Below are 5,791 nucleotides of genomic sequence, written 5' to 3' on the forward strand. Positions count from 1 at the left end.
TTGTTCCCCCTTCGGGGGGATCCCTAGAAATTGGAAACGTTGCTTTTGCTTTTTCACCGGGTGGGCCAATATAAACAAGTTCCCCCTTCGGGGGGATCCCTAGAGAGTGGAAACTAAGAGCAACAAACAAAAGCCCCCGCGTTGGCGGGGGCTACTTCTTGGAGGGATCCCTAGGAATTGGAAAGGTCTACAGCTACCCGGTGGGCGCAGGCAAACCCGGAGAAGGCGACGGCGTTGAGGCCTTGACCGGGGAAGGTGCTATCGCCCACGCAGTAGAGGTTGGGAATGGCGGTGCGGTTGAAGGGCATGCCCAAGAGGCCCCAGGGAGTGCCGCGAGGGATGGGGCCGTAGGTGCCGTTAACACGGCCCAAGAAGCGGCGGTGGGTGCGGGGAGTGCCCACCTCCAGCAGCTCAATGTGGGATCCCAGCTCTGGCCAGAGGGCCTCCAGGCGGCGGATAAGGCGTTTGGCTGCCGCTTGTTTTTGCTGCCGGTACTGCTCCGGGCCTAAGCCCTGCCAGGTCTGCATCCAACTGGGGGTAAAAGCGTGGACGATGTGGCGGCCCGGCGGGGCCAGCTCCGGATCCAAGAGGGTGGGGATGGAGACGAAGATCGTGCCCTGCTCCGCCTCCAGGTCTTGCCAATCTTCTAGAAGAATGTGGTGACAGTAGCGCTCGCCAGCCAGAGCCTCAGCCCGCACCCCCAGGTGCAAGCTTAAGAAACTGGAGGATTGCTGATAGCGGCCCTGCCAGTGCCGCTCCGCCGCCGGCAGGGATCCCGGCCAGAGGCGCTCAAAGGTATCCCAGCGGGTGGCATTGGAGATGATCTTGCGGGCAAAGAGCTTTTCCCCCCTGGAGAGCTCAACGCCCACGGCGCGGCCCCGTTCTTCCAAAATCCGCCGCACCGGCGCCCCGTAGCGGATTTGCCCCCCACAGGCCTCTAGGCCTTGGGCCAACTTCTGGGCAATCTGCCCCACCCCTCCCTTGGGGTAGTTGACGCCGCCGTAGTGGCGATCACAAAACACCATGCCGGCGTTGATCATGGGCGTGCGATCTGCCGGCACCACCGACCAGCAGTAGCACTCCATATCCACAAAGCGCCGCAGCGCCGGATTGCGGAGGTAGCGCCGCGCCACCTGGCCCACATTCACCGGCAAGTAGCGGGCCAAGGTCAGGCAGGCGCGGGGGTTACCGACAAAAGAGCGCCAGAGATAGCCCCACTCCTCCAAAGAGAGGAGCTCCATGGCGTTGAGGCTGTTGAAGATAGGCCAGAAGCTGTCGTAGAAGCGGCGGATGCTGCCCGCTTCTTGAGGGAAATAGCTGGCTAGCTCCTGCAAAAACTGCTCGTAGTCCCGGTGCACACGCGGGCTAAGCCCCTGGGGCAGGTGGTAGGCAATCTGCACCGGGTCGGGGATGGATTCCAAAGACTGGCCCACAGCAGCCAGGGCGCGGGTGAGCAAGTTGGTGGTACCTTGAGTGCCCAGGCCAAAGATCATGGAAGCCCCGACATCAAAGCGGTAGATCCCGTTGCCGTTGGGATCCGGGCGCTCAAAGTAGCCAGCGCTGCCACCAGGGATGAGGTATTTTTCCAGCACCAACACCTGGTAGCCTTTGGCCGCCAACTGGGTGGCCGCCACCAGCCCGCCGATCCCAGCGCCGATGACAATGACATCCCAAACAGAAGAGGGAGAAGCGGGAGTGGCTGTAGCCTGAGGTCGAGAAGAGAGCGTTTGGGTCAAGGGATCCTTACTAGTGCAACGCCAGTATCTCAACCTAGCAGAGCTTGCCAGCAAGCGGCGCAGGGCACTTGGGCAATCCCTTGGAGCTCGCAACGATTCAGAGCAGGTCTTTGAGGCCGCGGCTGCCAGCATAGCGGCTGTAGGCGTAGATTAACCCCAGACTCAGCCCGGTAACCAAAAAGCTAAGGGCCGCTCCAAAGGGGTAGTCCAGGCTGGCGCCAAACTGCATCTGGATGACATTGCCAATTAACAGGGTCTTGCTGCCCCCCAGCAAGTCCGGTACCACGAACATACCCAGCGCTGGGATGGCCACCAAAATCAAGCCCGTCGCCAGCCCCGGCAGCGTTTGGGGAAAAAGCACCCACCAGAAGACCTGCCAGTCGTTGGCGTAGAGATCCCGGGCTGCCTCCGCCAGGCGCCAGTCAATGCGCTCCACTGCGGTGTAGAGGGGCAAGACCATGTAGGGCAAAAAGGTGTAGACCATGCCCAGGTACACGGCCAGCCAACTGGGGTAGAGAGCTGTCTGCGGTGGGATCCAGCCCAGCCAGGCGGCCAGGCGGGCCAGCCACCCTTCTGGCGCCAACACCACCATCCAGGCGTAGGTGCGAATCACGAGGTTAATCCAAAAGGGCACCACCACCAGGGTCAGCAGGAGATCCCGCTGCCGGGGCGGGTGGGCGGCAATAAAGAAAGCTAGGGGATAGGCCAGGAGCACACAAAAGAAGGTGGTGACGGCCGCCACCACCAGGCTGCGACCCAGGATCTGCCAGTAGATGGGCGTCCAGCCCAGGGGGCCATAGCCGAGAATGCGCAGGTAGTTGGCCAGCGTCAGGGGCAGGCCTATCTGGCCAAACTCGCCGCGGCTGAGAAAGCTGCAGGCCAAGAGCAGCAGTCCCGGCAGCACCAAAAACACCACCACCCACAGCACCCCCGGCCCGGCAAAGATCAGGCTGTGCAGCAACTCCTGCCAGGGGGTGAGCAGCTCCCCAGCGCGGATTCGGAGCCCCTCTTTGGGAGCAGCGGGTTGCTCTAGCATCGCAGCTCCTCCTGGCCGGGATCTGGCCGCAGCCGCACCAAGTTCTTGGGAGGGAGATGGGCCACCAGGCTCTCCCCGATGGCAAAATCCAAGTCTTCGATGTCAGCGTTGAGGGTGATGGCTTTGAGCTGCTGGCCGCTGACCGTCCGCAACAGGTAGTGGTTTTCTGCTCCGGTGTAGATGAGGTTTTCCACTCGCACAGGCACCTGGTTGGGCAACAGAGGATCCCAACCCTTCCGGGAAAGGCGGATCTTTTCCGGGCGAATGACCAACTGTACCGGTTCCCGGCTGGCCGTGACCCCCAGGACCTTGAGTTTGCCCAGGGGGGTATCGACACAGTCCGTGCCACAGGCGATCCCTTGGATAAGGTTGCTGGCTCCCAGAAAGTCCGCCACAAAGGCCGTTGCCGGCCGCTCGTACACCTCGTCAATGGGGCCGACTTGCTCAATGCGTCCGGCCCGCATCACCGCCACCCGGTCGCTGGTGACCAAGGCCTCCTCCTGGTCGTGGGTAACGAAAATAAACGTCATGCCCAGGCGGCGCTGCAATTCGCACAACTGCACCTGAAGCTGCTTGCGCAACTTAGCATCCAACGCCGAGAGCGGCTCATCCAATAGCAGCACCTCCGGCTCATTGACCAAGGCGCGGGCCAGGGCCACCCGCTGCTGCTGCCCCCCGGAGAGTTCCTGGGGCTTGCGCTTGGCCAGATCCCCGATCTCCACCAATTCCAGGGCAGCGGCCACCCGCTTGTGCAGGGCCTCCCCTCGCACCCCCCGCATGCGCAGGCCGAAGGCAACGTTTTCCTCCACCGTCATAAAGGGAAAAAGGGCATAGCTCTGAAACACGGTGTTGACATTGCGCTTGTGGGCGGGCAGGTGGCTTACGGGGCGCCCGCGGATCACTACCTCGCCAGCATCGGCCATTTCCAGGCCAGCGATGATGCGTAGCAAAGTGGTCTTGCCGCAGCCAGAGGGGCCCAATAGGCCAAAAAACTCGCCTCGCCGAATCTGCAAGGTGATGCCATCGAGAGCCACGAAGTTGCCAAAGCGCTTGCGAATCCCCTTGAGCTCCACATCCCAGTCAGGATTCTGGGAAAGGCCAGCACTGATGCCTGCCATCGCCGTTAACAGCCTTGCACTACCCTTAACCCAGTATGCAGGTTTGCGGTGCAGGGGGGTGGGCAGGCGGGCGCCCTACAGCCATTCCGCCTCCGGCGTTTCTTCCCCTGCTTGCTCCTGGGCCCCCCAGACCCAATCGGTGAGGTCCTGGGCAGGGATCCCTTGCGGCATGAGCCCGTGGCAGCGGGAGCAAAACAGACAACTGGCACAGCGTTCACCGTAGGGGATCCCGGGAAAGTCCTGCGCCTCCAGTTGCCGCAGACGGGCCAGGGTGGCTTTGAGGTGGGCCAGATCCCGCTTGTAGGCGGCGGCGCTGTAGCGCAGCTGAAAAGGCTGCTGCGGGTGTTGCACATACCAAAAGGTCAGTTGCACCTGCTCCGGCTGGAAGGGGACTTCCAGGGGCAGTTGATCGGCCACCCCACACAGCAGCAGCGGGTAGAGGCGCACCTGCCAGTCCTGGGCCAACTGTTCGTCGGGGGGGCGCTGCCGCTCCGTCTTCCAATCCACAATCTGCAGGGATCCCGGGGCAATCACCAGCCGATCCAGGCGGGCAGTGAGGTTAAACCCCTCTATGCGCTGCCAGAGGGGCAATTCGGCCAACACCCGCCCCTGCGGATGGGCATGAGGACTGGCCAAGAACACCTGCCACCACTGGCGTACTGTCTCGTCCAAACCAGACAAGCGCGGCTCCACCTGCCGCCCGCGGCTGTACCACTCCACCAGGCGGTGGAACTGCTGCCCTCGCCGTTGTTCTGCTTCGTGCTCAAAGGCATTGGCTGCAGGCCAGAGGAGCCGCTCTAGGTACACGTAGCAAAACAAGCGGGGGCAGTAGTCCAATAGCGATAGAGCCGAAGCCGAGAGGTTGACCTGCTCAAGCCCCAACCTCAGCGAGGAGAGAGCGGAAGGGATCCCGGACATGGACCAAGACGAGAAGTTCATGACGATTCTAGGGGACTGCAATTGGGTCGGCTGCCAGGACAAGGAATGGCCTCTAGAAAGGGATAGAATTAAACTCAGGCTGGCGCTAGGTTTTGTGCCACTAGCGCCTGAGCCTTTGCCAACCGTCTTGAGAGCGAGGAAAGGGCCGTGGAGCTAGCTGAGATCGAGGAGTTGATGAACAAAGCAGTGCAGGCCACCCAGCGCTCCTTTAACACGGTGCGCACCGGGCGGGCCAATGCCAGCCTGCTGGATCGCGTTCAAGTAGAGTACTACGGCGTTCCCACTCCCCTGAAGGCGCTAGCCAGCATTACCACTCCAGATGCCAGCACTCTCTTGATCCAGCCTTTTGATCCCTCGACCCTGGCGGCAATTGAGCGGGCCATCCTTGCCTCTGACCTGGGCCTGACGCCTAGCAACGACGGCAAGGTGATACGCCTCACTCTCCCCCCGCTAACGGAAGAGCGGCGCAAGGAGCTAAGCAAACAGGTGGCCAAGCTGGCCGAAGAGGGCCGGGTTTCTATTCGCAACATTCGCCGCGACGCCATTGACGCGGTGCGCAAGCAGGAGAAAAACGGCGAGATCTCCGAAGACGAGTCCAAGAGTCGCCAAGAAGAGATCCAAAAATTGACTGACCGCTATGTCAAGAAGATTGACGAGCTGCTGGCAGAGAAAGAAAAGGAACTAACCACGCTCTAGGACTTGCAGCAGCGCTTTCCCTCGATCCCTATAGCCAGAGTTTGGCTTCGATCAGGAGGGAGGGAGAGGGCGGGCTTGTAGCATGAATCTTATCCTGTGTCATCAAGCGGCAGATTTTGACACCCTGGGGGCGGCGGTGGGCGCAGCTCGGCTCTATCCGGGTGCTCGTATTGCCTTGACCGGCGGATCCCTGCCAGGGGTGCAGGAGTTCTTGGCCCTCTACCGGGACGAGTTTCCCCTCATCGAGCTGCGCTCGGTGGATCCCC

At 61.8% G+C, this 5,791-nt stretch carries 6 protein-coding genes; 2 read left to right on the forward strand and 4 right to left on the reverse strand.

All coding sequences use genetic code 11. The annotated features are described in order from the left end of the window. Positions 1-170: 170 nt before the first annotated feature. The 4 genes from crtH to NW827_RS00230 all read right to left on the reverse strand — a co-directional run bounded on the left by crtH (position 171) and on the right by NW827_RS00230 (position 4,829). The gene (crtH, locus tag NW827_RS00215) at positions 171-1,736 is read right to left on the reverse strand and encodes a carotenoid isomerase (protein WP_414404471.1); all 1,566 of its coding nucleotides are present in this window, start codon (positions 1,734-1,736) and stop codon (positions 171-173) included. A 97-nt stretch (positions 1,737-1,833) separates the two neighbouring features. Continuing rightward, positions 1,834-2,772, reverse strand: coding sequence for an ABC transporter permease (locus tag NW827_RS00220; protein ID WP_414503192.1), 939 nt, complete (start codon positions 2,770-2,772; stop codon positions 1,834-1,836). Continuing rightward, on the reverse strand, positions 2,766-3,890 hold the full coding sequence (locus NW827_RS00225) for an ABC transporter ATP-binding protein (RefSeq protein ID WP_414404473.1): 1,125 nt from the start codon (positions 3,888-3,890) through the stop codon (positions 2,766-2,768). The genes NW827_RS00220 and NW827_RS00225 overlap by 7 nt, the downstream gene beginning before the upstream one ends. 75 nt (positions 3,891-3,965) lie before the next feature. Then, on the reverse strand, positions 3,966-4,829 hold the full coding sequence (locus NW827_RS00230; RefSeq protein ID WP_414503193.1) for a PD-(D/E)XK nuclease family protein: 864 nt from the start codon (positions 4,827-4,829) through the stop codon (positions 3,966-3,968). Between the two features lie 147 nt (positions 4,830-4,976). On the opposite strand from NW827_RS00230, the gene frr reads away from it, so the two are divergent. Then, positions 4,977-5,525: a ribosome recycling factor gene (frr, locus tag NW827_RS00235; RefSeq protein ID WP_414361827.1), complete on the forward strand. Its 549-nt coding sequence runs from the start codon at positions 4,977-4,979 to the stop codon at positions 5,523-5,525. A gap of 82 nt (positions 5,526-5,607) precedes the next feature. Next, a partial coding sequence (locus tag NW827_RS00240) for a hypothetical protein (protein WP_414503194.1) occupies positions 5,608-5,791 on the forward strand: 184 nt, incomplete at its 3' end.

The organism is Synechococcus sp. H70.1 (genome assembly GCF_047502705.1).
GTDB lineage: Bacteria > Cyanobacteriota > Cyanobacteriia > Thermostichales > Thermostichaceae > Thermostichus.